The organism is Pseudoroseicyclus aestuarii, assembly GCF_003217255.1.
GTDB lineage: Bacteria > Pseudomonadota > Alphaproteobacteria > Rhodobacterales > Rhodobacteraceae > Pseudoroseicyclus > Pseudoroseicyclus aestuarii.
The window spans coordinates 713841-737947 of the sequence record NZ_QJTE01000001.1 but is presented as its reverse complement, the minus strand read 5'-3'; the positions used below and the strand labels follow the sequence as shown (position 1 = coordinate 737947).

Sequence of the window (24107 nt, the reverse complement as noted above, 5' to 3'; positions counted from 1 at the left end):
GTTCAGTGTTCCTTCTGGGTCCAGCGGCGCAGGGTCCGGCGGGCTGAACTCGGGTCTTCGAGCCGGGCCTGCGCGGCGGTCTCGCCTTCGCCGATCTTGACGGCGATGCCGCCCTGCGCGGCCACCCATTGCAGCGCCGGCTCGTCGGTCACGTCGTCGCCGAAGAAGATCGGGCGCGTGCCGGCAAAGCCGTCCTGCTGCATCATCTTGCGCATCGAGACATCCTTGCCGATGCCCGCAGGCCGAAGCTCGTAGGCCATCTTCGAATGATGCAGGTCAAAGCCGCGGTGCGTCTCGCTCAGGGCGCGCAGGAAGGCATAGGCCGGCGCCGCAAGGGACTCGTCCTTGCGGAAATGCAGCACCACGCCGGTGGGCTTGCGCTCGCACAGCAGGCCGGGATGCGTCGCGGCAAAGCTGTCCGCCATGTCGCCCAGCCGCTGCACAGTGGTCTCGTCGGCAAGCTCGTGGCGCTTGATCGTGCCATCGACCAGCCGCTCCTGCGCGCCGTGGCCGCCGATCATCGGGCCGCCGAAGCCCTGCAGGTACTGCGCCGCATCCTCGATGGCGCGGCCGCTGATGATGACTGTCCGCCCCTCGGTGCGCTCGTAGAGCAGGCCAAGAAGCTCGCCCAGATCGGGCGCGACCTGAATGCCATCCGGCGTCGGCGCCAGATCGACCAGCGTGCCATCCAAATCGAGGAACAGGGTCGCCTTCGACAGATCGGGGCATTCGATCTCGTCGGTCAACGGCTCGTCCTGCGCCTCGCCGTGAAAGCCGATCATCTCGTAATACATCCGCGCTCCCTCCCCTTCCGGTCCCGCATGCCCGCCGCTCATGGTCGGACCCGTGGGTTCCAACAAATGAACCATCGGCATGCGCGCGAGTTCCGCCGCATTCCTGCCACGTCAGGGCCGATCAACCGGCCCGCGTATCCAGCGGCACGTCGCGCTCCTTGTCCGACATCCCTCGTCGCGAGACAAGGGCGCAGCCGCCTCCCCCGCGCCGGAGGGCCGCGAAAATTCCTGCAAAGCCGTACAAACGGCGGCTTGACCGACGCGTCTCATCTGCGGAAGCTGCCATGATCCCGCCAAGGAGGAGTGGCGGGTGACCCCAGGGAGGACGACATGAACCGCACGACCATCTGCTGCGCATCCGCGCTGGCTGCCCTCGTGGCACTATCGCAGGCCGCCGCGGCGCAGGACGAGGATATCCTCGCCTGCATCGTGACGAAAACCGACACCAACCCCTTCTTCGTGAAGATGCGCGAAGGGGCGAGCCAGGCCGCCGAAGAGCTGGGCATGACGCTCAACAGCTATGCCGGCACCGTAGACGGCGATCACGAAAGCCAGGTCGACGCGATCGAGACCTGCATCGCCAGCGGCGCCGCCGGCATCCTGCTGACCGCCTCGGACACCTCGGCGATCGTCAGCTCTGTCCAGCAGGCGCGCGACGCCGGGATCCTCGTGATCGCGCTCGACACGCCGCTCGACCCCGTCGATGCCGCCGATGCCACCTTCGCCACCGACAACTTCCTCGCCGGGGAGCTGATCGGAGAGTGGGCGGCCGCGACGATGGGCGATGGCGCCGCGGACGCGCACATCGCCTTTCTCGACCTGAACGTCAGCCAGCCGACCGTGGGCGTGCTGCGCGACCAGGGCTTCATGCAGGGCTTCGGCATCGATATCGGCGATCCGAACCGCTACGGCGACGAGGACGACCCCCGCATCGTCGGCCATGACGTCACCCAAGGCAACGAGGAAGGCGGGCGCACCGCGATGGAGAACCTGCTGACGCAGGATCCGATGATCGACGTCGTCTATACCATCAACGAGCCCGCCGCCGCCGGCGCCTACGAGGCGCTGCGCGCCATCGGGCGCGAGAACGACGTGCTGATCGTCAGCGTCGACGGCGGTTGCCCCGGCGTTCAGAACGTGGCCGACGGCGTGATCGGCGCCACCTCGCAGCAGTACCCGCTCGACATGGCGCGGCTGGGGATCGAGGCGATCCACCAGTACGCCACCGACGGCACCCTGCCCCAGCCGACCGAGGGCAAGGATTTCACCGATACCGGCGTGCAGCTGGTGACCGATGCGCCGGTCGATGCGGTGGAGTCGATCTCGGCCGAGGAAGGTCAGGACCTCTGCTGGGGCTGATGGCCCGCGCGTGATGACCACCCGGCGGCCCGGCAAGGAGGGGCCGGGCCGCCGTTTCGACAGGGCCTGACGGGGGGAGCCGGCAATGACAGGCGAGAGCGACTACGAAACCTCGGTCCGCGAGAGGCGGACGGAGACACCGGCGGAGTTCGGCAGTCGCCGCGCCGGGCTGATGACCCGGGTGCAAAACACGCTGCATGCGACGCCGGCGCTGGTGCCGCTGATCGTGCTGATCGCCTCGATCGCGATCTTCGGCCTGCTGATCGGCGACAGGTTCTTCTCGCCCTTTTCGCTGACGCTGGTGCTGCAGCAGGTGCAGATCGTCGGCATCGTCGCCGCGGCGCAAAGCCTTGTGATCCTGACCGCCGGCATCGATTTGTCGGTCGGCGCGATCACCGTCCTCAGCTCCGTCGTGATGGGGCAATTCGCCTTTCGCTACGGCATCCCGGTGCCCTTGGCGCTGGCCTGCGGTCTGGGCTGCGGCGCGCTGTGCGGCGCGATCAACGGGACACTGGTCGCGAAGATGAAGCTGCCGCCCTTCATCGTCACGCTGGGCACATGGCAGGTCTTTCTCGCCACCAATTACCTCTATTCCCGCAACGAGACGATCCGCGCGCAGGACATCCAGGCCGAGGCGTCGCTGCTGCAGCTTTTCGGGGCCAAGTTCCAGATCGGCGGCGCGGTCTTCACCGTCGGCGTGGTCTTCATGGTGGTGCTGGTGCTGGGCCTGGCCTGGATCCTGCGCTCCACCGCCTGGGGGCGGCATGTCTATGCCGTGGGCGACGACGCAGAGGCCGCGCAGCTTTCGGGCGTGAACGCGGATCGCACCCTGATCGGGGTCTATACCCTCGCCGGGCTGATTTGCGGCTTCGCCGGCTGGGCGCTGATCGGGCGCATCGGCTCCGTCTCGCCGACCTCGGCCTACGAGGCGAACATCGAATCGATCACCGCCGTGGTGATCGGCGGCATCTCTCTCTTCGGCGGGCGCGGCAGCATCCTCGGCACGCTCTTCGGCGCGCTGATCGTCGGCGTCTTCTCCCTCGGCCTGCGGCTGATGGGGGCGGATGCGCAATGGACCTACTTCTTCATCGGCGTGCTGATCATCGCCGCCGTGGCCGTGGACCAGTGGATCAGGAAGGTATCGGCATGACCCCCATTCTTTCTGCCAAGGGCCTCGTCAAGCACTACGGCCGCGTCACCGCGCTCGACCACTGCGACTTCGAGCTTTACCCGGGCGAGGTGCTGGCGGTGATCGGCGACAACGGCGCCGGCAAATCGACCCTGATCAAGGCGCTGTCGGGCGCCGTGATCCCCGACGAGGGCGAGATCCGCCTGAACGGAGAGCCGGTGCGCTTCGCCACACCGCACGACGCCCGCCGCGCCGGGATCGAGACGGTCTACCAGACCCTCGCGATGTCCCCCGCCCTCTCGATCGCCGACAACATGTTCATGGGCCGCGAGATCCGGAAACCGGGGTTCATGGGCCGCGTGCTGCGCCAGCTGGACCACAAGGAGATGGAGCGCTTCGCCCGCGAGAAGCTGAACGACCTGGGGCTGATGACGATCCAGAACATCAACCAGCCGGTCGAGACGCTGTCGGGCGGGCAGCGGCAGGGCGTCGCCGTCGCCCGCGCCGCCGCCTTCGGCTCGAAGGTGGTGATCCTCGACGAGCCGACCGCCGCGCTCGGCGTCAAGGAAAGCCGCCGCGTGCTGGAGCTGATCCAGGACGTGCGCGCCAAGGGCATCCCGATCATCCTGATCAGCCACAACATGCCGCATGTCTTCGAGGTGGCGGACCGGGTGCATGTACATCGCCTTGGCCGGCGTCTTTGCGTCATCGACCCGAAAAACCACTCCATGTCCGACGCAGTTGCCTATATGACGGGCGCTAAGGCTCCCGAAGAGGAGTTGAATGCAGTCTGACGGGGGCAACGAGGGCAAGGTGCTGGATCTGACCGAGCAGGTGGAAGCCCTGACAGAGCGCGTCGAGGCGCTGCGGACGCAGCAGCACCGCATCCTCGTCGCCATCGCCGGCGCACCCGCCAGCGGCAAGACCACCCTCGCCGCCGAACTGGCCAAGCGCCTGCGGCTGAAGAAGTGCCAGGCCGAGGTGGTGCCGATGGACGGCTTCCACCTCGACAACGCGGTCTTGGACATGTGGGGGATGCGCACCCGCAAGGGCGCCCCCGAAAGCTTCGACGCGGGCGGCTTTCTTCACCTGATCCGCCGCCTCGCCGCCGAAGAGGATGTCGTCGCCCCGATCTTTGACCGGGCCCGCGACATCGCCATCGCCGGCGCGCAGGTCGTACCCTCGGATTGCCCGGTGGTCATCGTCGAGGGCAACTACCTGCTCCACGACGAGGCGCCCTGGTCGCGCCTCGCGCCGCTCTGGCATGTCTCGGCCTTCCTCGAGGTCCCGATCGAGGATATCCGCGCCCGGCTGATCCAGCGCTGGCTGAGCCTTGGGCATACCCGCGCCGTTGCGACGCAGCGGGTGATGCACAACGACATGCCCAATGCCCAGCGGGTGATGGACCACGCCCTGCCGGCCGATCTGCGCCTGCGCCCGCCGCAGCCGCGCAACCTTCTGTAGCCGCGAAACTTTCGCGCCAAGGGCGACGGCGGCGCCTTTGCAGCGCGGGTCCGCTGGGCTAGTCTCGACACCGAACCGGCGCGGGGGGCGCGCCGAGGGAGGGGCGAGATCAATGCAGCAGACCCACAGATTGTCACAGCGCACCATGGCCTTCGTGCTGGCCGGAGGCCGCGGCAGCCGCCTGCGCGAGCTGACCGACCGGCGCGTGAAGCCGGCCGTCTACTTCGGCGGCAAGGCGCGGATCATCGACTTCGCCCTGTCGAACGCGACCAATTCCGGCATCCGCAAGATCGCCGTGGCCACCCAGTACAAGGCGCACAGCCTGATCCGCCACCTGCAGCACGCCTGGACGCCGCTGCGCCCCGAGCGGAACGAGTTCTTCGACATCCTGCCCGCCTCGCAGCGGATGGACGAGAGCATGTGGTACCGCGGCACCGCCGATGCCGTGACGCAGAACGTCGATATCATCGACGGCTACAACATCGACCACATCGTGATCCTGGCCGGCGACCACATCTACAAGATGGATTACGAGATCATGCTGCAGCAGCATGTCGACAGCGGCGCCGATGTCACCGTCGGCTGCCTGACCGTCCCGCGCGAGGAGGCCAGCGCCTTCGGCGTGATGGACACCGACGAGAGCGGGCGCATCACCTCCTTCCTCGAGAAGCCCGCCGATCCGCCGGCCATGCCCGGCCATCCGGACAAGGCGCTGGCCTCGATGGGGATCTACGTCTTCTCCTGGCCGCTCCTGCGCGAGCTGCTGCTGAACGACGCCCATGACGATGGCTCCAGCCACGATTTCGGCACCGACCTGATCCCGCGGCTGGTCGAGCAGGGGCGCGCCATGGCGCATCGTTTCGACGACTCCTGCGTGCGCGACGAGGGGCGCGAGGCCTACTGGCGCGACGTCGGCACCGTCGATGCCTTCTGGCAGGCGAACATCGATCTGACCAACTTCGACCCGGAGCTGAACCTCTGGGACCGCGACTGGCCGATCTCGACCTATTCCGAGGCCGCCCCGCCCGCCAAGTTCATCCACGACGAGGAGAAGCGGCGCGGCAGCGCGGTTTCCTCCATGGTCTCGGGCGGCTGCATCGTCTCGGGCACCGAGGTGCGCAATTCGCTCCTGTTCACGCAGGTGCATACCAATTCCTACGCCGTGCTCGATCACTGCGTGGTGCTGCCCTACGTCACCATCGCCCGCCATGCCCGGCTGACCCGCGCCGTCGTCGATGCAGGGGTCTCGATCCCCGAAGGCCTCGTCGTCGGGGAGGATCCCGAAGAGGATGCGCGCCATTTCCGCGTCTCGCCCGGAGGCGTGACGCTGGTCACCCAGCCGATGATCGACGCCTGGGCCGCGGAGACGGGAACTAAAGCGCGCGGATGAGCCGTTAATACCCGTCCCCAAGAGGAGCCGTGACCCCGTGACCGACGTACTTTCCGTTGCCTCCGAATGCGCCCCGCTGATCAAGACCGGCGGGCTTGCCGATGTCGTGGGCGCCCTGCCCTCGGCCCTGATGCAGGAAGGGCTGCGGATGCGGGTGCTGATCCCCGGCTATCCGGCGGTCATGGCGCAACTCTCCGAGACCCGCAGCGTCCTCGAGGATCCGGACCTCTTCGGCGGCGCGGCCAGGGTTCTGGCGGCAGAGGCGGCGGATCTGGACCTTCTGGTCCTCGATGCGCCGCATCTCTACGACCGTCCGGGCGGACCCTACATCGACGAAAGCGGGGCCGACTGGCCCGACAACCCCGAGCGCTTTGCCGCGCTTAGCTGGATCGCCGCGCGCATCGGCCTCGAGGGCGTGACTGACGCCCAGGCAGAGGGCGGGACCTGGCGCCCCGAGGTGCTGCAGTGCCACGATTGGCAGGCGGCGCTGGCCCCTGAATACGTTCATGCCATGGGCGGGACCGGCAAGGTCGGCACCATCGTCACGATCCACAACATCGCCTTCCAGGGCCTCGCCGAGGCCAGCCGCCTCTCTGCGCTGCGCTTGCCGCCGGAGCGGTTCACCCCCGATGGCTTCGAGTTCTGGGGGCGGATCTCGGCGCTCAAGGCGGGGCTGACCTCGGCGGATCGGCTGACCACCGTCTCGCCCACCTACGCGGCCGAGCTGATGCGCGACGACTACGGCGGCGGCCTCGACGGACTGCTGCGCAGCCGCCGCGACCATCTTTCGGGGATCCTGAACGGCATCGACGAGACCGTCTGGAACCCGGCGACGGACGAGCACATCAACCGCACATACCGCAGCGCCCGCGGCAAGGCCCCCAATACCGCCGCCCTGCGCGGTGCCATGGGCCTGCCCGAGGCCGAGGGGCCACTCTGCGTCTGCGTCACCCGCCTGACCGAGCAGAAGGGCATCGACCTGCTGATCGAGGCCCTGCCCCGCCTGCTGCGGCGCGGCGGCCAGCTCGCGCTTCTGGGATCGGGCGAGGCGCGGTTCGAAGACGCCCTGCGCGAGATGGCGGAGCGCGAGCCGAACCTTGCCGTGCAGATCGGCTACGACGAAGTGCTGGCGCATCGGCTGATCGCCGGCGGCGACGCGATCCTCGTGCCCTCACGGTTCGAACCCTGCGGCCTGACCCAGCTTTACGCGCTGCGCTACGGGACGGTTCCGCTGGTGGCGATGACCGGCGGCCTCGCCGATACCGTCATCAATGCCAATGCCGCCGCGCTTGACCGCGGCGTCGCGACGGGGGTGCAGTTCCACCCCGTCATCGCCGAAACCTTCGGCGTGGCGATCGACCAGCTTTGCGATCTTTACGCCCGCTCCGACCTCTGGGGCCAGCTCCAGCGCAACGCGATGCGCCAGCCCGTCGGCTGGGGCCCCTCCGCCCAGGCCTATGCCGCCCTCTTCCGGGAGGTCGCGCCGGCGGCATGACCCTCGACGCCCGGACCATCGCCAGAACCGCCGCCCCCGGCCCCGGCCAGCCCTATCCTCTGGGCGCCACGCCGGACGAGGAGGGCGTGAATTTCGCCCTCTTCTCGATCAATGCCGAGGCGATCGAGCTGTGCCTTTTCTCGCCCGAGGGCGAGGAGCTGCGCCGCGTCATGCTGCCGGAAAAGACGCACCATGTCTGGCATGGCCACCTGCCCGGCCTGCGCCCCGGCCAGCACTACGGCTACCGCGTCCACGGCCCCTATGCGCCGGAGCAGGGCCACAGGTTCAACCCCTACAAGCTGCTGATCGACCCCTATGCCCGGCAGCTGACAGGCCACCCGACCTGGCATGACGCCCTCATGGGCTACGTGCCGGGGCACGAGGAGGCGGATCTGTCTTTCGACACCCGCGACAGCGCGCCCTACATGCCCCGCGCCGTGGTGACCGAGCGCCCGCAGGTCCATCCCCGCCGCCCCGGACGCCCCCTCGAAGAGAGCGTGATCTACGAGGCGCATGTGAAGGGGCTGACGGCGGGCCGCGGGGATATCCCGGATCGCGGCGGCTTCCTCGGCCTCGCCTCGGAGCCGATCCTCGATCACCTGACCGATCTGGGCGTGACCGCGATCGAGCTCCTGCCCGTCCAGGCCTTCCTGACGGACCGTTTCCTCGCCGACAAGGGGCTGACAAACTACTGGGGCTACCAGACCATCGGCTTCCATGCGCCTGAGCCGCAGTACCTAAGCATCGGAAAGATCGTCGAATTCCGGCAGATGGTCGACCGCTTCCACGAGGCCGGGATCGAGGTCATTCTCGACGTGGTCTACAACCACACGGGCGAGGGCAATCACCTTGGCCCGACGCTGTCCTTCCGCGGCATCGACAATGCCACCTACTACAGGCTGGCCGAGGATCCGCGCTACATCCTTGACGATACCGGCTGCGGCAACAGCCTGAACGCGGCCCATCCGATGGTCCTGCGGATGATCACGGATTCGCTGCGCTATTGGGTCGAGGTGATGGGTGTCGACGGCTTCCGCTTCGATCTCGCCTCGACGCTGGGACGCCTGCCCCATGGCTTCGACCGGCGCGCGCCCTTCTTCCAGGCGCTGCGGCAGGATCCCGTCCTCTCGACCGTGAAGCTGATCGCCGAGCCCTGGGACATCGGCCCCGGCGGCTACCAGCTTGGCGCCTATCCGCCGCCCTTCTCGGAATGGAACGACAAGTTCCGCGACGACGTGCGCCGCTTCTGGCGCCGAGACGGCGGGTTGGTCGGGCGCCTGTCCCAACGCGTCGCCGGCAGCGCGCGGCAGTTCGACCACGACGGACGGCCGGCCAGTGCCTCGGTCAACTTCATCACCGCGCATGACGGCTTTACCCTCATGGATACCGTCAGCTATGCCGAGAAGCACAACGAGGCGAATGGTGAGGATAACCGCGACGGCCATTCCGACAACCACTCCGGCAACCTCGGCCAGGAGGGGCCGACCGAGGATGCGGCGATCATCGCCGCCCGCGACCGCCGCCGCCGCAACCTGATGGCGACGCTCCTTCTCAGTCAGGGCACGCCGATGCTGCTGGCGGGGGACGAGCTGGGCAACAGCCAGGGCGGCAACAACAATGCCTATTGCCAGGACAACCCGATCGGCTGGGTCGATTGGGAGGGCGCCGATCCGGCCTTCCTCGCCTTCGTGAAAAAGCTGATCGCCTTTCGGCAAGAGCATCCCATCCTGCGGCAGAAGCGGTTCCTGCATGCCCAGCCGCGACAGACGGACGGGATGCCGGATCTCTTCTGGCGCCGCGCCAATGGCCAGCCGATGACGCCCGAGGACTGGCAGGATCCCTCGCGCAAGCTGATCTGCGTCGAGATGCGGACAGCCAGCGGCACGCCCGACTATGCGACGCTCGAATACGCGATCTTCGCCGTCTTCAACCAGGGCCGCCCCGCCCGCGTTACCCTGCCCGAGCCGCCGCCCGGCCGGCACTGGGTGCGCTACATCGACACCGCGCGGCCCGACGAGATCCCGAAACCTCACGGAAAGCGGACCCGCGTGCAGGGCAGTTCCGTTATCGCCATGGTGCTAGAGCCAGATGGAAAGGACGCAGACGATGGACGTCATCACGGTTGAAACGAGCCCGATCGAGGGCCAGAAGCCGGGTACATCTGGCCTGCGCAAGAAGACCCGCGTCTTCATGCAGGCCCATTTCCTCGAGAACTACGTCCAGTCGATCATCGACGGGATCGGCGGCGCGGAAGGCAAGACCTTCGTCGTCGGCGGCGATGGGCGCTATTTCAACGAGCGCGCGATCCAGGTGATCCTGCGCATGGCCGCAGCCAATGGCGCGGCGCGCTGCATCGTCGGGCGGAACGGCCTGCTGTCGACGCCCGCGGCCTCGCACCTGATCCGCAAGCGCGAGACGGGCGGCGGCTTCATCCTCTCGGCCAGCCACAACCCGGGCGGCGAAGAGGGCGACTTCGGCCTCAAGTTCAACACGCCCAACGGCGGCCCCGCGCCCGAGGGTGTGACCGAGAAAATCTACGACGCCACCCGCAAGATCGAGGCCTACAAAATTCTGGAAAGCCAGGACGTCGACCTGAGCAGCCTCGCCGAGGTGCAGCTTGGCGACATGGCGGTCGAGGTGATCGACCCGGTCGAGGATTACGCCGCGCTGATGGAGACGCTGTTCGATTTCGACGCGATCCGCAGCATGATCAAGGGCGGCTTCACCTTGCGTTTTGACGCGATGCATGCCGTGACCGGCCCCTATGCCACCGAGATCCTCGAAAAGCGCCTCGGTGCGCCGGCCGGCTCGGTGATCAACGCCGTACCGTCGAAGGATTTTGGCGGCGGCCACCCCGATCCCAACCCGATCTGGGCCAAGCCGCTGGTCGATGAGCTGATGGCCGAGGACGCGCCCGATTTCGGCGCCGCCTCGGACGGCGACGGCGATCGCAACATGATCCTCGGGCGCGGGATTTACGTAACCCCCTCGGACAGCCTCGCGCTGCTGGCAGCGCAGGCGCATCTGGCCCCCGGCTATGCGCAGGGCCTCAAGGGCGTCGCCCGCTCCATGCCGACCTCGCGCGCGGTCGACAGGGTCGCCGAGGCCAAGGGGATCGAGTGCTTCGCCACGCCCACGGGCTGGAAGTTCTTCGGCACCCTCCTCGATGCCGGGCGCGCCACGCTCTGCGGCGAGGAAAGCGCCGGCACAGGCTCCGACCACGTGCGCGAAAAGGATGGCCTCTGGGCGGTGCTCCTCTGGCTCAATATCCTCGCGGCGAGCGGCAAATCCGTTCAGGCGCTGATGGAGGCGCATTGGCGGGAGTACGGGCGCAACTACTACTCGCGCCACGACTACGAGGACGTCGAGGCCGAGAAGGCCGGCGCCCTGATGGATGCGCTGCGCGGCGCCCTGCCCGATCTGCCGGGCAAGACCTTCGGCGCGCTGACCGTGTCCGAGGCCGACGACTTCGCCTACGAGGATCCGATCGACGGCAGCAAGGCCTCTGCCCAGGGCATCCGCGTGATGTTCGAGGACGGCAGCCGCGTGGTCTATCGCCTCTCGGGCACCGGCACCGTCGGCGCCACGCTCCGCGTCTACCTCGAGCGCTACGAGACGCAGGAAGATGCGCTGATGCTCGATCCGCAGGAGGCGCTGACGCCGATCATCTCGGCCGCCGACGGCATCGCCGGTATCCGCGCCCATACCGGCCGCGGTGAGCCCGACGTCATTACCTGACCACGGCTGGCGGCGGGCCCGCGCTCGCCGCCGCTACAGCCAGCCGCGCGACTTGAACCAGGCCCAGGTGCCGGCGGAAGAGACGACCATGGCGCCCAGCACCACCGGATAGCCCCAGGCAAGGTCGAGTTCGGGCATCACCTTGAAGTTCATGCCGTAGATGCTCGCGATCAGCGTCGGCGGCAGGAACAGCGCGGCGACGACAGACAGCGCCTTGATGCTCTCGTTCTGGTCAAGGTTGATATGGCCGAGCGTCGCATCGGTGGCGAGGCTCACGCGGTTCGCCAGAAAATCGGCATGCACCTCGAGGGCGTTGATGTCGCGCATCAGGCTCTTGATCAGCGGGGTGACCTCGCGGTCCGGCCCCTTCCCGTGCCAGAGCTGCACCACCGAAAGCATGCGCTCCAGCGTGAGCAGGCCCAGCCGCACGCGGCCCATCAACTCCCCCTGCCGGCCGATGTCCCTCAGCGCCTGCTTCAACTCGGGCGCGGGATGGTCGTCGCTGCCGAAGACCGTCGCCGACACGCGGTCGAGCGCCCGGCCCGCCCCTTCCAGCAGGTCGGCCTGCCGGGCGACGATCTCTTCGACGAGGCCAAGGAACAGCCGCAGCGTGCTGCCGCAGCCGGCGCTGGAGCGGCCCGCCTGCTCGGCAAAGGTTTCGAAGGGGCGCGGCGCATGGTGGCGCACCGAGACCAGCCGCTCGGGCGTCAGCAGGAAAGAGACCGGCGCCGCGACGTGCTGCCCGAGGTCCCCGCTGGCGTCGTCCCGCACCTCGAGCGTCGGATCGACGCGCCCCGGAAGGACGACGGTCATCACGTCGACCCCCTCCTCGCGGTAGAGGCGGTTGGAGATCTCGATCTCTTCCATCTCGGCAAGGCTGGGCACCGGCAGGCCGATGCGCTGCAGAGCCTCGGCCTGCTCGGCCGTGGGGCGGTAGAGGTCGATCCAGACCGCCTGGGTCAGATCGGCATCGGGCGGCAGCCGGACCAGGGCGCCGCCCTCGCCCTCACCGCCCTTGGCGCCTCGCCCGTAGGCGAAGAGCATTTAACGCAGGCCCTCGCGGGCGATGGTCTCGGCCAGCTGCGCCATGGCGGCGGCCCGCGCCGCGGCGACGCCCGCGATGCCGCTGCCGGCCGGCGCCGCGGCGGCGACGTCGAAGCGGGCCGCGCGGTCGCGCCCTTCGGCATCCAGGGTCGCCACGAAATACTGGCCCGAGATGCGGAAGCTTCCCGGCGTCTCCTCGCCCGGCAGCGTGGCGAGGAACTCCTCGACCCGCACCTCGACGCGCGCGTCGGCGTAATCGTCGAAGGGCCAGGGCTCGGGCGCCACGCGGGCGCCGGTGATGATGCCCAGATCGCGCGACAGCTCGAGCGTGGCGGCGCGCCCCGGCTCGTCCGCCCAGAGAAGGTCGGGCTGGGACTGGATCAGCCCGCCCGCCTGCCCGGTGTAGATCTCCTCGAGCGAGGCGTAGGTCGGCAGCATGACATCACGCACCTCGATGCTGGAGGCGGAGACGGCTACGCGGGCCACGGGCGCGCTGACAGGGACCGAGTAGCGATACTCCGGCCCGCCGCAGGCCGCGAGCGCGAGCAGCGAGGCGCCAATCAGGGGCAGTCTCAGGGGGGCGATCATGGGCTGTCCTAACGTCCTGTCAGAAGAGAGTTCGGGCGACGCTCGATCGCGCGGGCCAGGCTGGAGACGGCCTCTGCGGCATCCGAGACCTGCCGCAGCGCCGAGCGCAGGTCACGCAGCGCGGGCTCCGTCTGGCTGCCCACGACACCGACCGTGCCGCTGGCGCTGACCAGCAGCGCATCGGCCCGCTGCGCCAGCTGCGGCAGCGTATCGGCCACCACGGCCAGCTGTTCGAGCGCGGTGCGCGCCGAGACCAGCGTGGCATTGACGTTGTCGATCACGCCTTGGCTGCGCAGGTCCGACAGGATCTGCCGCAGCTCGCTCAGCGCGCCGTTCAGCTCCTCGGGCAGCTGGCGGGCGCTGTCCTGACCGATGACGGCCTGCGCGTCGCGCAGCAGCGCGTCGACCCGGCCCGCAAGCTGGTCCAGCGGCACGGCCTGCGCGCTTTCCGCGATGGCGTCGATGCGGGCGACCAGCGCCGGAACCCCGGCGAGGCTTTCGTCGACCGAGGCCGAGACAGAGCGCGCCGCCTCCTGCGCCGCGTCCACCGCGGCCAGCAGGCGCTCCGCGCCGCCGGTCTCGTTGACCTCTGCGATCAGCTCCCGCGCCTCGCTGGCGGCGCCGGACAGCTGATCAGTCAGCGCGCCGATGCGGCCCGGCAGCGCCTGCGTCGCCTCGGAGGAGACGAGGACGCGGGCATCCGCGGCCAGCCCCTCGACCTGCGCGGCAATGCCGTCAAGATCGACGCTCTGCGCCTGCGCCGCGACAGCATCGAGTCGATCGATCAGCGCCGGAACACCGGCAATGCTGCCTTCCACGCCAGAAGCCGCGGCCTGGGCCGAGTCCACGGCCGCCAGCAGCCGCGCCACGCCGTCCTGATCGGTGATGCCGGTGACGAGGCCGCGCACCGCACCAAGCGTGCCGTTCAGCTGCGTCGTGAGCGCCGCGATCTGCGCCGGCAGCGCCTGCGTCGCCTCGCTGCCGACAAGACCGCGCGCATCGGCGGCAAGACCCTGCACCTCGGCGCTCAGCGCCGGCAGGTCCATCTCTCCGGCCTGGGCCGCGAGGCTGTCGATCCGCGCGACCAGCGCGGGCACGCCGTCCAGCGCCTCGGTCAGCTCGTCGGCGGCGGCGCCGGCGCTGTCGACAGCGGCCAGCGCACGCGCCACGCCCTGCTGGTCAGAGACCTGACCAAGCAGGCCGCGCAGCTGCTGCACCGCGCCGTCCAGCTCTTCGGTGACGGAGGCGACACGCTCGGGAACGGCCTGAATCGCCTCGGAGCCGACGAGGCTGCGCGCATCCTGCGCGAGGCCCGCGATCTCGGAGACCAGCGCGTCCAGCGGCAGGTCGCCTGCCTCGTCCGCCACGGCGGTGAGGCTGCTCAGAAGCGCGGGCAGCCCCTCGAGGCCGTCGTTCACGTCGCTGGCCGCAGCCGAGAGCGCGTCGACAGCCGCGAGGACACGTGGCACGGCCTCGTTCTCGTCGATGTCCTGCAGGATCAGATCGACATCGGCGACCAGCGCATTGGCACCCGCCATGACCTCGCTCAGCTGCGAGGGCAGTTGCTGCACCCCGTCAGAGCCGACGACGCCGCGCACATCGGCCAACAGGCCGCGCACCTCGGCGGGGGTGCGCTGCAGGTCGTCGCTGCCCAGCAGAGCGGCGGCATTGTCGAGGAAGTCGGAGGCGTTCTGCAGCAGCGCCTCGATCGGCAGGTCGTTGATCCGGTCGAGCGTGCCCTGCGCCGTGGCCTGCACGTCGACAATATCGCTCTCGACCGTCGGCAGCGCCGGGAAGGGCTCCGCGTCCAGATCGAGAGAGGCCGGCTGCACGGTCTCGGGGTAGAAGAGCTGCACCTTGAGCCCGCCGGTCAGCAGGTTGCCGGTGACCAGCCGGGCGCGCAGCCCCTCGCCGACGGCGGCGGTCAGGAAATCCAGCGCCTCCTCGGCGCCGGCCTCCTGATCGAGGCCAAGGGCCGAGGGCCGGATCTGCAGGATCGTCTGCAGCCGCACGTCGGTATCGCCGAAGCGTGCACGATCAACGAGGCCGGTCAGCCCGGCGACGGTGCCGATCCGGATGCCGTTGATCTCGACCAGCGAGCCGATGGTCAGCCCTGCGACGTTCCCGTCGAAGAGCGCGGAAAGGTTGAGCGAGTTCTGATCGGTGGTCTGGAACACGCTGTTGCGGGCCGGCTCCTCGTCGTCGAAGACCTCGAAGACATCGCCCTCTTCGGCCAGCTCCGCCCCCGAGACGAAGGTGTCGAAGGTCAGGCCTCCAGCGACGAGCGAGGCGATGGAATCGAAGTTGATCTCGGCCCCCTGACTGCCCAGCGAGACCGAGAAGCCCGAGGTGTCCCAGAAGCGCGTCGCCTCGGTCACGAGGTTGTCGTAGGGCGCGTAGATCACGGCCGGCGCCTCGACGTAGAAGCCGTCGGCGCTGACCCGCGCCTCGCCGATGCGGCCGACCTCGACGCCCTTGTAAAGCAGCGGCGAATTCGACGACAGCAGCCCGCCGCTGGCCCGCAGCACGATGCTGAGGCCAAGGCGGTCGGGCCCGAGAAGCGGCGCCTGTGTCAGGCCCTCGAACTCCGAGGTCTGCTCGCCCTGGACGGTATCCCACTGGCCCTGAAGGTAGACGCCCGAGAGCACGGTCTCGAGGCCGGAGACACCGCGGGTCGAAACCTCGGGGCGGACGATCCAGAACTTCGCCTCTTCGTCGACGTAGGGCGCGACGTCGCGGTCGATCCGGACAGAGACCCGGACCTGGTCGAGATCCTCGGTGAAGCCGACCTCCTCCACGAGGCCGACCGTCACGTCGCGGAAGCGCAGCTCGGTTTCGCCGGCGGTCACGCCGGCGCCGTCGAGGAAGACGATCTCGATCAGCGGGCCCTGCTCGCGCCAGCTGTTCCAGGCGATGCCGAGTGCGACGATCAGCGCGGCGATCGGCACGACCCAGACGATGGAGACGCGCTGCCACAGGCTGCGACGGCCGCTTTGCACCGGCACCTCGGGGGCCGCATCGCTCAAGCCCGCGCCTCGTCGATGCGGTCCCAGATCATGCGGGAGTCAAAGGCCTGGGCGGAAAGCATCGTGAAGATCACCGATAGGGCAAAGGCCAGGGCCGCGGGCCCCGGGTGGATGGAGGCGACGACGTTGAGTTGCACGAGCGCCGTCAGGATGGCAACCACGAAGACGTCGATCATCGACCAGCGGCCGATATATTCCACGATTTCGTAGACATGCTGGCGCCGGCGCGGCTGCGCCCTGCTGCCCCGCCGCACCGAGAGTGCGAGCCAGGCGATGGCGATGAACTTGCCGATCGGGATGCAGACGCTGGCGACGAGGACAATCAGCCCCGGAACGGGCGCACCGTGTTCGACCAGCTCTATGGCGCCGCCGACGATGGTGTTGGACTGGCTCGACATCAGCGTGCTGGTGACGAGCATCGGGTACATGTTGGCCGGGATGTAGCACATCAGCCCGGCGAGCCACCAGGCCCAGACCCGGCTGAGACTGCGGCTGTCGCGGCTGACGAGATGGCTGCCGCAGCGGCCGCAGCGCTCCGTTCCCATCGGCCAGACCCGGCTACAGCGGGTGCAGGCGACGAGGCCGGCCTCGCGCGCGCTTCTCGGCGCGCTCATGCGGGCGTCCCGGCGCGGGAGGCCGGGTCCGCGATCGCGGCGGCATGATCCTGCGGCGGCAGCGGCTGCGGCTCCAGCGCCTGCCAGACCGACCAGCGGTCCAGCGTCCGGTCCTGCACCACCGTCAGCACCACGAGGGCCGAGAACATCCAGAAGGCCGGCCCGAAGCTGAGCTGCGCGAGATCGGCCACCTTGACCAGCGCCACGGCGCAGCCGAGCGCGAAGATCTCGCCCATCGACCAGGGGCGCAGCGCCTCCGACAGGCGGAAGGCCGGGCGGGCGAGCACCCGCGGCGCCCGGTCGAAGACGATCGGCCCGAGGACGTAGATCAGCAGCAATGCGCGCGTGAGCGGCAGCAGCACGATCATCAGCGTCACCGCGACCGAGAGCAGCGCCAGCGGCCCCGTCCCGAAGGAAAGCGCGGTGCCCAACAGCGTCGCATCGTTCGAGAACCCGGCCCGGCTGATCCGCAGGAAGGGAAACCAGACGGCGCCCACCACCAGCACCGCGACGGCCGCCGCGATCATGATGATCCGCATGCCGGCCCGCTTGCGCGGCCGGATCAGCACGCTGTGACAGCGCCCGCAGACCGCCCGCTCGCCCTCTTCGGGCAGGCGCACGTGGTAGAGCGCGTCGCAATGCGGGCAGGCGATCAGCTGCGCCAGATCATCATGCTCGGCCATGGCCACCCTCCCGGCTTTCGCCCGGATGGTAACGGCCCCGAGGGGCAAGCGCCAGCGGCTGCAGGCCGCCCGCGATCACGCCCGGGTCATCACGGCGCACTCAGCCGCGGCCCGCGCCTGCGCCTGCCGCGGTCCCCGCCTCCACCGCCCCGCTCTCCATCGCCCTGCCCTGGGCCGGGGCGGGGCCCGGCGGCGCGGCCGCACCCTCCTCGGGCGCAGCCTGCCGGCCCAGCAGCGGCCGTCCCAGGCGCGCCTCCCAGCCGGCGGCGACCTGCGTTCCGGCCTGCCGCAGCACCCGCGACATCGCGCGGCTGAGCGTGGTTTCGGCGGCCGCGACACCGATGGTCACCATGCTGCCTTCCATCTGCAGGCTGGCCGCGACGGGATGGGCCGCGATCAGCCGCCGGCTGTCGGGCGCCAGCCTGGCCGTCAGCCGCGCCATTCCCTCCTGCGAGGAGGGCGCGACGCCGGCGATCGCCCCCTCGAGCGACAGGGAGCGGCCGAGGAAACCGGACAGGGTGACCTGCACCCCCTCGCCCAGGGTCAAGCTCGCCGCGCGGGCCAGCGGCATGTCGAAGCGCACCGTATAGCCGGCCGTCGCCTCGGGCATGACCTCCAGGATCGGGCCCCTCTCGGGCATGGCGGCGCCGAGGGCGACCTGGCGCACCCGGGTGACGCGCCCGCCGCGCGGCAGGCTCAGCCGCGGGCTCGCGCGGAGCGCCAGCAGCGCGGCCTCGTCCCGGCGCGCCCCGGCGATCTCCTCGGTCAGCCCGGCGATCTGCTCCAGGCGCGCGCTGTCCTGCTCGCGCCCCCGCTCGCTCAGCGCCTCCTCGAGCTGGCTGCGCCGTGCCTCGAGCCGATTGCGCTCCGCCGCCAGCGAGATGGCGCGGTTGGCCGTCTCCTGCCCCTCGCCTCCGCCGGCGGTGACTGTCTCGACCAGCATGCGCCGGCTCGCCTCGATCACCGCCATGTCGGCGGCGACGGCGGCAAGACCCGCCTGCAGCCGCTCCCGCTCGCGGCTGGACAGGCCGCGCTGCTGGTGGCAGCTCTCCTCGGCGGCCATCAGCCGGGCCTCCGTCTCGGCCAGGGTCTCGGGATCCTCGGCGAGGTCGGGCGGCATCTCCTGCGCCGGCATCTGCCCCGACAGCAGGCAGTCGCGCAGGCCCCGCGCGACCAGCCTGTCGGCGCGGCGCAGCAGCGCCTGCCGCGCCAGCGCGGCCTCGTCCAGCACGGCAAGCGTCTGCCCCGGCGCGACCCGCTCTCCGGCCGAGACGAGGATCGCCCGCAAGGAGGCCCCGGCCGGCACCTCGAGCGCGAGGGGCGTGGCATCGGCCGTCAGGGCACCGACAAAGCTCTCGCGCGCTGGAACCGGGACGGCGAGCGCCCCCTGCCACAGGCCCGGCAGCGGCGCGAGGACGGCCGTCACCGCCCCCGCCGCCCAGAGAAGGCGGCGCAGACCGGCCCGGCGCGACGGGCAGTGGCGGAAGGCGCCTCGGGCGGACCGGCTCACAGCGGGCCTCCCCCCGGCTGGATCCGGCGCGGATCGAAGGTCGCGACCTGCGCCGTGATCACCCGCTTGTCCCGCTCGACCGTGGTCTGCAGATCCTCGACATGGCGCAGCACCTCGGCCAGCGGCGTCAGGCGCATGCCCTCCTCGGCCTCTTCCATCTCGAGACGCGCCCTCTCGATCCGGCCACTGGACAGGCCGGGATCGTCGTCGATCATCCGCAGCAGGGCATGGGTGCGGGTCTTCTTCAGCTCGAAGCGGATGCGCGGCTCGCCCAGCCGCGGCGCGCTCTGGCACGACAGGGCGAGCATCTCGGCCGCGACGCGGGACATGGCGCGGCGATTCGGCTCGTCCCCGGTGCGTTGGAACTGGTTGCGCACCCAGCGCGTCAGCCCCTCTTCCGAACTTAGCGCTCGCCGCCCCGAGTAGCGCAGCCAGCCAGCGACGGCCTTTTGCCGGATCTCGCGGGCATCGCCGTAATCGACGACACGCCCCTCCTCCATCGCCAGCAGCCGATCACAGATCTCGAGGAGCGCGCGGTTGCCGGTGACCATCACGATGCAGCGGCCGAGCCGCTTTTCCTGCAGCAGACGCTCCGCCAGCGCGGCAATCACCGGATCGGACAGCCCGTCCTCGGGCCGGTCGAAAAGGTAGACGTCCGGCGCCATGAGAAGGCCGCGGGCTAGCGCCAGGGCCTTGCGCCGGCCCAGCGGCAGGCGCGTGGCATCCGGCGCCGCGCAGATCACCTCCGCCTCCTCGGCGGAATGGATCAGGCTCTCGAGGATATGCTGCCCCTGCTGGGGCGCGCTGCCACCGTGGAAACAGGTCAGGTTGTCGCGCCCGCCGGCCGGAAGGATCAGCGGCTGCGGCGGCAGCAGGACGGCGGGCACCATGTCGGTCTGCGCGTCGCGCTGCCACAGGTCCCGGCCATTGGCGCGCACCGCCCCGCGCAGGTCGAGCCCGGCAAGATCGTAGGGCGCGCCCAGCGCCTGCAGAAGCAGCGACTTGCCCGCCCCGCTCGGCCCCGTCACCCCAAGGATCGAGCCCGGCTCGAGATCGAGGCTGACCTCCGACAGGAGGCTCGGCCCGGCGGGCTGCATCACGCTGAGGGCCGCGACATGCAGCCCGGGCGTCATGTCCGGCTCCGCGGCCTCGAGGCGGTCGAGGCTGCGGGTCAGCCCCTCGGCCCGGCTCTCGGGGCGCGTCCGGGCCAGGAGGTGCCCGCCCAGCGCGCCAGAGGCCCAGAGCGTGATCAGCCCGACGCCCGGCACCGCCGCCGTGGTCAGATGCCCCTGCGCCGCCAGCAGGCTCGCGCAGGCCAGCCCGACCAGGGCCCCGCCCCAGCACAGGCTGCGCGCCAGCGGCGCCTCGAGCGCATGGCTGTCCGGCGCGGTCGTCGCCATCGCCAGCCCGACCGCATCGCGCCCGGCCAGGATGCCCGCCGCCTCGGCGGGCGTGACATCCCAGAGCGGCTCCGCCCGGTCGCGGCGCGACAACAGCCAGCCGCCAGCCAGTCCGCCGAGGCCGGACAGCGCAACGCCCAGCGCCAGCAGCGGGTGCAGCACCCCCAGCAGCACCCCGACCAGCAACGCCAGCCCGGCCTGGGCCCGCCGCGCCTGCGCCCCGCGCAGCACGCGGTAGCCCCAGAGAGAGCGGCCATGGGCGAAGTCGAAAAGCAAGGCCCCCAGAACCGGCACAAGGCCGACGAGGGCCAGCAGCAACGCGAAGACCGGTTGCGCCTGCTCGGCCACCAGCGCCTGGAAGAAGACGGCCAGAAGACCGACGGCAAGCAGGCAGAGCCCGGCCCCGATCGCGAAGACCGCGGAGAGCGTCGCGGCCCAGGACGGCAGTGACCGGGGCGCGCAGAGGATCGCCGTCTGCGGCTCTGCCGCGTCGGTCGCCCTGCTCCAGCGCGACGGGGGGGCCGGCTGCGCCTGCGCGGCGCCGGGCTCTGCCGTGAACTTGCTCTGGTACAGCATGGCTGCTCCCTTTCTCGGACAGCAGCAGACCTACAGCACCGGCCTTAACAAACCGCTTCGCAAACCCCTTGACAAGCGCGGGAGATAAGAACCGGGCCTAATGAAGCGCGATTCCGCCTTTGTTAAGGACGTTTTGCCTATGGTGGCGAAATCGCTCCTGCCAGGAAGGCGAATCCTCTATGCCGCACCGTCACAAGACCCCGCGCAGATCCGCTGGCTTCGGCCTTGCCTCTCTGGCCGTCTCGACGGCGGCGCTGCTCGGGCTGACCGTCTCTGCCGGCGTTGCTGCCCGGGCCATCTTCCTGCAGCAGCCTGACCAGGCGGTGCCTGTCCTTGCCGGCAGCGCGCTGGACGACATGCCGGCCCTGATGCGCGGCAGCCTTCCGATCGAGACCCTCAGCAGCATCGAAGGCCGCCCGATGCGCGAACGCCCGCCGCGGATGTGCGAGATGCCCGAGGATTACTTTGAAACCATGCCCGATGCGCGACCCGCGGCGGATCAGGTGCAGGTCGGCTACACCGCCCGCAACGAATACGTCAGCCAGTACAGCCCCCGCCGCGGCTTTCTCGACGAGCGCGAGATGCGCGCAGCCGAGGTCGCCTGGCACTACTTCGAGACCTACACGCAGGAAGAGACGGGCCTGGCCAATTCGGTCGGAAACTACCCCTCGACCACGATGTGGGACACCGCCTCCTACGTCAGCGGCATGGTCGCCGCCTACGAGCTGTGCCTGATCGAAAAGCCGGAGTTCGACCGCCGGGCGATGCAACTTCTCACCACCCTCAAGGGGCTGGACCTGTTCCGCGGCGAAATGCCGAACAAGGTGTATCACACCCGCACCGGCGAGAAGGTGAACTACACCAACCGATCGGGCGAGATCGGCTTCTCCGCCCTCGACATCGGCCGGTTCCTCGTCTGGATGCGGATTCTCAAGCACCGCTACCCCTACCTCGGCAACAGCATCGACGCCGTCCTGCTCAAGTGGGACTTCAGCAATATCGTCGACGAGGAAGGTCTGCTGATCGGCGCCTATATCGACAAGGAAACCAACGAGACCGTCTATGCCCAGGAGGGACGCCTGGGCTACGAGGAATATGCCGCCAAGGGCTTTGCCCTCTGGGGATTCCGGCCGCTGCTGTCGCACCGGGCCGAGCCCTATCTCACCGCCTCGATCTTCGGCGTGCCGGTGCCCTACGACGGGCGCGATCCGCGGCTGTTCCACTCGCAGAACTACGTGGTGACGGAATCCTACCTGCTCGACGGGCTAGAGCTGGGGTTCGACCTGCCGCACGACGACATCACGCCGGACTGGCTGCATTCCGACGGCTGGCGCGCGGAATTCGCCGATCGCATCTACGAGGTGCAGGAGGCGCGCTGGCAGAACACGGGTTTCATGACCGCCCGGTCCGAGCACAACGTCTCTGGCCCGCCCTACTTCACCTACGACACGATCTTCTCGGACGGGTATCCCTGGAACACGGTCTCGCCGCGCGGCGACTACGTCCCCGACCATGCCGCCATCGCCGCCAAGGCCGCGATCGGCCTCTGGTCGCTCTGGGACACCGACTACACCGACGTGCTCTTCGACGCGATCATCGAAAGCTACGACCCCGAGCGCGGCATGTACGAGGGGCTCTACGAGCGCGGTCAGGGCCGGGTGGAGATTTTCACCGCCAACAACAACGGCATCATCCTGGCGGGGCTGCTGCACAAGGTGCAGGGCACGCTGCTTACCCCCTACGAGGGCGGCTCCGAGGTCTGGTTCACGGCCTACCGCGAATCCACCATCCGGGAGACCCGCAATTACCCCGATCCGCCGAGGCAGGAGGACTGGCTTCCGGCCCTCCGGCACTCGGTCAGAAGCGAGGCGGAATACTGATGAAAACCTTGATCTCCGGCGGCCTGACCGCCCTTCTCCTGCTTACCACGGCGCCGGCCCTGCAGGCGCAGGCCACCCCCGAAGAAGGCTTCGCCTCGGAAAACGCGGTGCTCGACACCTCGATCCCCTTCGCCATCGGCGCGCGCGAGGCCCGGCAAGAGCTGCGCGGGGCCTTCGGCTGGCCGACCTTCCAGGAGGGCATGGTCGAGGGCGTTTACTTCCGCTTCGATCCCGACGGCTATGCCCGCTTCGCTCCCACCCCGCGGCTGGACACCGATATCTTCGAGGCGATCTGCCGCCCGCGCACCCTGTCCTGCATGGGGCGCAAGGACATCATGACGCTGTTCCTGAACGCCCGCGGCCAGTTCGAGCTGCGGCTCGACGAGGTGATGCAGGGCGACACCTTCTACCTCGCCGAGGGCGTCAGCGAAATCCAGTTGCCCGAGCAGATCCTGATGCCGCTGACGCCGCAGCTGGAGACGCTGCTCTCCTCGGGCGGAGAGCTGGTGGTGCGTCGCGACGGCGAAGAGAAGGCGCGCGTCTCGCTGGTCGGGTTCAGCGCGATGTCGGCCTACCTGCGCTGGGTCGCGGCGCGGCAGGACTACACCGTCCTGCCGCGGGGCTGGCCGGTCCCCAATGCCGTCGGACTGGCCGAGGGCGGACGCCTGACGCAGCCGCAGGAATGGGCCTCGCCCATGCCGCAGCCTCAGGCGCAGCCGGTCATGCCGATGGCCGCGCAGGGATCGACCGAAGTCGCCGAGGTGCGCGGAGAGCTGAATGTGCTGCGGCAGATGCTCCTCCAACGCTCTGGCGCAGGGGTCGCCGCGACTGCCGACCTGCCCCAGCCCGGTCCCCAGGACGCGACGCATCAGCGCCAGCTCGAGGTCGCGCGCATGAACGAGATCGGGGTGCCCGAAGAGCCGCCCGCTGCCGCCCTGATCGCCGAGGCGGAGTCGGACGCGGAAGCGGAGGCAGGGGCCGAGGAAATGCCCGGCGACCGGATCGCCCGCCACATCGCTTACCTTATCAACGAGATCGGCCTCGATCCGCAGACCGCCGTCATGCTGCTGCAGATGAACGAGGAGACCGACAGCCCGCTCGGCACCGAGGAGGGCGGCGGCAGCTCCGTGCTCGCCCTGCTCGACGAGCTGGGGATCAGCGCAAGCGATCTGGCCGACCAGAGCACGGACCCGACCGTCGAGGCGGCAATTGAAAGCAGCGCTCCGGCGCAGCTGACGCGCGCCGAGTTCAGCCTGCTGACCGAGTATTTCGGCCTCGTCTTCACCGAGCTCCTGGCCAGCCAGCAAGCCGCGCTGGTCCAACCCTGAGACAGTTTTGCGCGCATTTGACGGCAGTGCCCAGATTCTGCCGCGCCCCCAGACGATCGAGGCCCTCCTGCCGCGGCATGCTGATGCGG

The 24107-nt window shown here is 69.6% G+C and carries 18 protein-coding genes; 10 read left to right on the top strand and 8 right to left on the bottom strand.

Translation table 11 applies throughout. From position 1 onward, the window contains the following. Nucleotides 1–2: 2 nt before the first annotated feature. A complete protein-coding gene (gene otsB / locus DFP88_RS03405; RefSeq protein ID WP_110813016.1) occupies nucleotides 3–794 on the bottom strand; it encodes a trehalose-phosphatase in 792 nt (263 codons plus the stop codon). Between the two features lie 330 nt (nucleotides 795–1124). On the opposite strand from otsB, the gene DFP88_RS03400 reads away from it, so the two are divergent. The 8 genes from DFP88_RS03400 to DFP88_RS03365 all read left to right on the top strand — a co-directional run bounded on the left by DFP88_RS03400 (nucleotide 1125) and on the right by DFP88_RS03365 (nucleotide 11369). After that, a complete protein-coding gene (locus DFP88_RS03400; RefSeq protein WP_110813015.1) occupies nucleotides 1125–2153 on the top strand; it encodes a sugar ABC transporter substrate-binding protein in 1029 nt (342 codons plus the stop codon). An 85-nt stretch (nucleotides 2154–2238) separates the two neighbouring features. Further along, complete coding sequence (locus tag DFP88_RS03395) at nucleotides 2239–3303, top strand: ABC transporter permease (protein ID WP_110813014.1); 1065 nt, start codon at nucleotides 2239–2241, stop codon at nucleotides 3301–3303. After that, nucleotides 3300–4076 carry an ATP-binding cassette domain-containing protein gene (locus DFP88_RS03390; RefSeq protein ID WP_110813013.1) on the top strand — a complete coding sequence of 259 codons (777 nt, stop codon included), beginning with the start codon at nucleotides 3300–3302 and terminating at the stop codon, nucleotides 4074–4076. The genes DFP88_RS03395 and DFP88_RS03390 overlap by 4 nt, the downstream gene beginning before the upstream one ends. Continuing rightward, complete coding sequence (locus DFP88_RS03385) at nucleotides 4066–4746, top strand: nucleoside/nucleotide kinase family protein (protein WP_181418546.1); 681 nt, start codon at nucleotides 4066–4068, stop codon at nucleotides 4744–4746. The genes DFP88_RS03390 and DFP88_RS03385 overlap by 11 nt, the downstream gene beginning before the upstream one ends. A gap of 112 nt (nucleotides 4747–4858) precedes the next feature. After that, a complete protein-coding gene (gene glgC / locus DFP88_RS03380; protein WP_110813012.1) occupies nucleotides 4859–6136 on the top strand; it encodes a glucose-1-phosphate adenylyltransferase in 1278 nt (425 codons plus the stop codon). A gap of 37 nt (nucleotides 6137–6173) precedes the next feature. Continuing rightward, nucleotides 6174–7631: a glycogen synthase GlgA gene (glgA, locus tag DFP88_RS03375; RefSeq protein WP_110813011.1), complete on the top strand. Its 1458-nt coding sequence runs from the start codon at nucleotides 6174–6176 to the stop codon at nucleotides 7629–7631. Further along, on the top strand, nucleotides 7628–9757 hold the full coding sequence (gene glgX / locus DFP88_RS03370; RefSeq protein WP_110813010.1) for a glycogen debranching protein GlgX: 2130 nt from the start codon (nucleotides 7628–7630) through the stop codon (nucleotides 9755–9757). The genes glgA and glgX overlap by 4 nt, the downstream gene beginning before the upstream one ends. After that, nucleotides 9738–11369, top strand: coding sequence for an alpha-D-glucose phosphate-specific phosphoglucomutase (locus DFP88_RS03365; protein WP_110813009.1), 1632 nt, complete (start codon nucleotides 9738–9740; stop codon nucleotides 11367–11369). Before glgX ends, DFP88_RS03365 begins: the two co-directional genes overlap by 20 nt. 33 nt (nucleotides 11370–11402) lie before the next feature. On the opposite strand, the gene DFP88_RS03360 is transcribed toward DFP88_RS03365, so the two are convergent. From DFP88_RS03360 to DFP88_RS03330, 7 genes are all read right to left on the bottom strand, one after another. Continuing rightward, nucleotides 11403–12413 carry a magnesium transporter CorA family protein gene (locus tag DFP88_RS03360; RefSeq protein ID WP_110813008.1) on the bottom strand — a complete coding sequence of 337 codons (1011 nt, stop codon included), beginning with the start codon at nucleotides 12411–12413 and terminating at the stop codon, nucleotides 11403–11405. Beyond that, nucleotides 12414–13001 (bottom strand): PqiC family protein, encoded by a 588-nt coding sequence (locus DFP88_RS03355; protein ID WP_110813007.1) that lies wholly within the window; start codon nucleotides 12999–13001, stop codon nucleotides 12414–12416. It lies immediately after the preceding gene. Between the two features lie 8 nt (nucleotides 13002–13009). Next, a complete protein-coding gene (locus tag DFP88_RS03350) occupies nucleotides 13010–16027 on the bottom strand; it encodes an MlaD family protein (RefSeq protein WP_110813006.1) in 3018 nt (1005 codons plus the stop codon). Then, a complete protein-coding gene (locus tag DFP88_RS03345; RefSeq protein ID WP_110813005.1) occupies nucleotides 16024–16641 on the bottom strand; it encodes a paraquat-inducible protein A in 618 nt (205 codons plus the stop codon). The genes DFP88_RS03350 and DFP88_RS03345 overlap by 4 nt, the downstream gene beginning before the upstream one ends. Beyond that, entirely contained in the window at nucleotides 16638–17324 is a 687-nt protein-coding gene (locus tag DFP88_RS03340) for a paraquat-inducible protein A (protein WP_110813004.1), read from the bottom strand. The genes DFP88_RS03345 and DFP88_RS03340 overlap by 4 nt, the downstream gene beginning before the upstream one ends. Before the next feature lie 100 nt (nucleotides 17325–17424). Then, complete coding sequence (locus DFP88_RS03335) at nucleotides 17425–18834, bottom strand: HlyD family efflux transporter periplasmic adaptor subunit (protein WP_146227401.1); 1410 nt, start codon at nucleotides 18832–18834, stop codon at nucleotides 17425–17427. Further along, nucleotides 18831–20810, bottom strand: a complete 1980-nt coding sequence (locus DFP88_RS03330) for an ATP-binding cassette domain-containing protein (protein WP_110813002.1) — start codon at nucleotides 20808–20810, stop codon at nucleotides 18831–18833. The genes DFP88_RS03335 and DFP88_RS03330 overlap by 4 nt, the downstream gene beginning before the upstream one ends. 179 nt (nucleotides 20811–20989) lie before the next feature. Here DFP88_RS03330 and DFP88_RS03325 point away from each other — a divergent pair, with 179 nt between their 5' ends. Next, nucleotides 20990–22690 (top strand): DUF3131 domain-containing protein, encoded by a 1701-nt coding sequence (locus DFP88_RS03325; protein WP_110813001.1) that lies wholly within the window; start codon nucleotides 20990–20992, stop codon nucleotides 22688–22690. Then, nucleotides 22690–24018: a hypothetical protein gene (locus DFP88_RS03320; protein WP_110813000.1), complete on the top strand. Its 1329-nt coding sequence runs from the start codon at nucleotides 22690–22692 to the stop codon at nucleotides 24016–24018. Before DFP88_RS03325 ends, DFP88_RS03320 begins: the two co-directional genes overlap by 1 nt. Nucleotides 24019–24107 lie beyond the last annotated feature (89 nt).

Bases quoted from the DNA above. Each gene is read 5' to 3' on its own strand.
- otsB (WP_110813016.1), bottom strand. From the start codon at position 794: ATGTATTACGAGATGATCGGCTTTCACGGCGAGGCGCAGGACGAGCCG.
- DFP88_RS03400 (WP_110813015.1), top strand. From the start codon at position 1,125: ATGAACCGCACGACCATCTGCTGCGCATCCGCGCTGGCTGCCCTCGTG.
- DFP88_RS03395 (WP_110813014.1), top strand. From the start codon at position 2,239: ATGACAGGCGAGAGCGACTACGAAACCTCGGTCCGCGAGAGGCGGACG.
- DFP88_RS03390 (WP_110813013.1), top strand. From the start codon at position 3,300: ATGACCCCCATTCTTTCTGCCAAGGGCCTCGTCAAGCACTACGGCCGC.
- DFP88_RS03385 (WP_181418546.1), top strand. From the start codon at position 4,066: ATGCAGTCTGACGGGGGCAACGAGGGCAAGGTGCTGGATCTGACCGAG.
- glgC (WP_110813012.1), top strand. From the start codon at position 4,859: ATGCAGCAGACCCACAGATTGTCACAGCGCACCATGGCCTTCGTGCTG.
- glgX (WP_110813010.1), top strand. From the start codon at position 7,628: ATGACCCTCGACGCCCGGACCATCGCCAGAACCGCCGCCCCCGGCCCC.
- DFP88_RS03365 (WP_110813009.1), top strand. From the start codon at position 9,738: ATGGACGTCATCACGGTTGAAACGAGCCCGATCGAGGGCCAGAAGCCG.
- DFP88_RS03360 (WP_110813008.1), bottom strand. From the start codon at position 12,413: ATGCTCTTCGCCTACGGGCGAGGCGCCAAGGGCGGTGAGGGCGAGGGC.
- DFP88_RS03355 (WP_110813007.1), bottom strand. From the start codon at position 13,001: ATGATCGCCCCCCTGAGACTGCCCCTGATTGGCGCCTCGCTGCTCGCG.
- DFP88_RS03345 (WP_110813005.1), bottom strand. From the start codon at position 16,641: ATGAGCGCGCCGAGAAGCGCGCGCGAGGCCGGCCTCGTCGCCTGCACC.
- DFP88_RS03340 (WP_110813004.1), bottom strand. From the start codon at position 17,324: ATGGCCGAGCATGATGATCTGGCGCAGCTGATCGCCTGCCCGCATTGC.
- DFP88_RS03330 (WP_110813002.1), bottom strand. From the start codon at position 20,810: ATGCTGTACCAGAGCAAGTTCACGGCAGAGCCCGGCGCCGCGCAGGCG.
- DFP88_RS03325 (WP_110813001.1), top strand. From the start codon at position 20,990: ATGCCGCACCGTCACAAGACCCCGCGCAGATCCGCTGGCTTCGGCCTT.
- DFP88_RS03320 (WP_110813000.1), top strand. From the start codon at position 22,690: ATGAAAACCTTGATCTCCGGCGGCCTGACCGCCCTTCTCCTGCTTACC.